Below are 2,500 nucleotides of genomic sequence, written 5' to 3'. Positions count from 1 at the left end.
CACTTATCCCGTCCGCACGTAGCTACCCAGCGGTGCTCCTGGCGGAACAACTGGTACACCAGCGGTGCGTCCATCCCGGTCCTCTCGTACTAAGGACAGCTCTCCTCAAATTTCCTGCGCCCACGACGGATAGGGACCGAACTGTCTCACGACGTTCTGAACCCAGCTCGCGTACCGCTTTAATGGGCGAACAGCCCAACCCTTGGGACCTACTCCAGCCCCAGGATGCGATGAGCCGACATCGAGGTGCCAAACCTCCCCGTCGATGTGGACTCTTGGGGGAGATCAGCCTGTTATCCCCAGGGTAGCTTTTATCCGTTGAGCGATGGCCCTTCCATGCGGAACCACCGGATCACTAAGCCCGACTTTCGTCCCTGCTCGACTTGTAGGTCTCGCAGTCAAGCTCCCTTCTGCCTTTGCACTCTTCGAATGATTTCCAACCATTCTGAGGGAACCTTTGGGCGCCTCCGTTACTGTTTAGGAGGCGACCGCCCCAGTCAAACTACCCGCCTGACACGGTCCTCCAGCCGGATCACGGCTGCGAGTTAGAGACTCTATACGCAAAGGGTGGTATCCCAAGGGTGTCTCCACCGAAGCTGGCGCTCCGGCTTCACAAACTCCCACCTATCCTGTACATCGCGTACAAAGCCTCAATATCAGGCTGTAGTAAAGCTCCATGGGGTCTTTCCGTCCTGTCGCGGGTAACCTGCATCTTCACAGGTACTATGATTTCACCGGGTCTCTCGTTGAGACAGTGCCCAAATCGTTACGCCTTTCGTGCGGGTCGGAACTTACCCGACAAGGAATTTCGCTACCTTAGGACCGTTATAGTTACGGCCGCCGTTTACTGGGGCTTCGGTTCAGTGCTTCTCTTGCGATGACACATCCCCTTAACCTTCCAGCACCGGGCAGGCGTCAGCCCCTATACTTCATCTTGCGATTTAGCAGAGACCTGTGTTTTTGCTAAACAGTCGTTTGGGCCTATTCACTGCGGCTTATGTTTCCATAAGCGTCCCTTCTCCCGGAGTTACGGGACCATTTTGCCGAGTTCCTTAACGAGAGTTATCCCGCGCGTCTTAGAATTCTCATCTCGCCTACCTGTGTCGGTTTGCGGTACTGGCGCCGACCTCCTCACTAGAGGCTTTTCTTGGCAGCGTGAAATCCGGTGCTTCGCCCTACGGGCTCCACGTCACAGCTCAACCTTGTATGCCGGGCGGATTTGCCAACCCGACGGCCTCGCTGCTTGTCCGTGCACTTCCAGTCGCACGGTCACCTTATCCTTCTGCGTCCCCCCATCGTTCAAACGGTGGTACGGCGGTACAGGAATATCGACCTGTTGTCCATCGCCTACGCCTTTCGGCCTCGGCTTAGGTCCAGACTAACCCTGAGCGGACGAGCCTTCCTCAGGAAACCTTAGGCTTTCGACGGAGGGGATTCTCACCCCTCTTTTCGCTACTCACACCGGCATTCTCACTTCCAAGCGCTCCACGGCTCCTCACGATACCGCTTCACTGCTGCTTGGAACGCTCTCCTACCATCCCTTACGGGATCCATAGCTTCGGTGGTATGTTTAGCCCCGTTACATTTTCGGCGCGGCGCCACTCGACTAGTGAGCTATTACGCACTCTTTGAATGGTGGCTGCTTCTAAGCCAACATCCTAGTTGTCTGTGCAGCGCCACATCCTTTTCCACTTAACATACACTTGGGGACCTTAGCTGATGGTCTGGGCTGTTTCCCTCTCGACTACGGATCTTATCACTCGCAGTCTGACTCCCGAGTACAAGTTGCTGGCATTCGGAGTTTGACTGAATTCGGTAACCCTGTGGGGGCCCCTAGTCCAATCAGTGCTCTACCTCCAGAACTCTTCACCTCGAGGCTAGCCCTAAAGCTATTTCGGAGAGAACCAGCTATCTCCAGGTTCGATTGGCATTTCACCGCTACCCACACCTCATCCCCGCACTTTTCAACGTGCGTGGGTTCGGACCTCCAGTCAGTGTTACCTGACCTTCATCCTGGACATGGGTAGATCACCTGGTTTCGGGTCTACGACGACGGACTGATGCGCCCTGTTCAGACTCGCTTTCGCTGCGGCTCCGCCTCATCGGCTTAACCTCGCCCGCCATCGTAACTCGCCGGTTCATTCTACAAAAGGCACGCCATCACCCGTGAACGGGCTCTGACTACTTGTAGGCATACGGTTTCAGGATCTCTTTCACTCCCCTTCCGGGGTGCTTTTCACCTTTCCCTCACGGTACTGGTTCACTATCGGTCACTAGGAAGTATTTAGCCTTGGGAGATGGTCCTCCCGGATTCCGACGGGGTTTCACGTGTCCCGCCGTACTCAGGATCCACTCTGGAGGGGATGGGGTTTCGGCTACAGGGCCGTCACCTTCTCTGGCCGACCTTTCCAGGTCGTTCGCCTACCCTATCCCTTTGTAACTCCGTGTAGAGTGTCCTACAACCCCAGGAAGCATGCTTCCTGGTTTGGGCTGTTCCCGT

Annotated in this window: 1 rRNA gene (running past both ends of the window); it reads right to left on the bottom strand. The window is 55.8% G+C overall.

Annotated features, from left to right (window positions below):
* A 23S ribosomal RNA gene (locus KD909_RS00155) occupies nucleotides 1–2,500 on the bottom strand (it extends past both window edges: 155 nt to the left, 259 nt to the right).

The sequence above is a fragment of the Exiguobacterium sp. PFWT01 genome, from assembly GCF_018255795.1.
Classification (GTDB): Bacteria; Bacillota; Bacilli; order Exiguobacteriales; family Exiguobacteriaceae; genus Exiguobacterium.
Note: the sequence above shows the minus strand (reverse complement) of the source record. Positions and strands in the feature narration are given on the sequence as shown.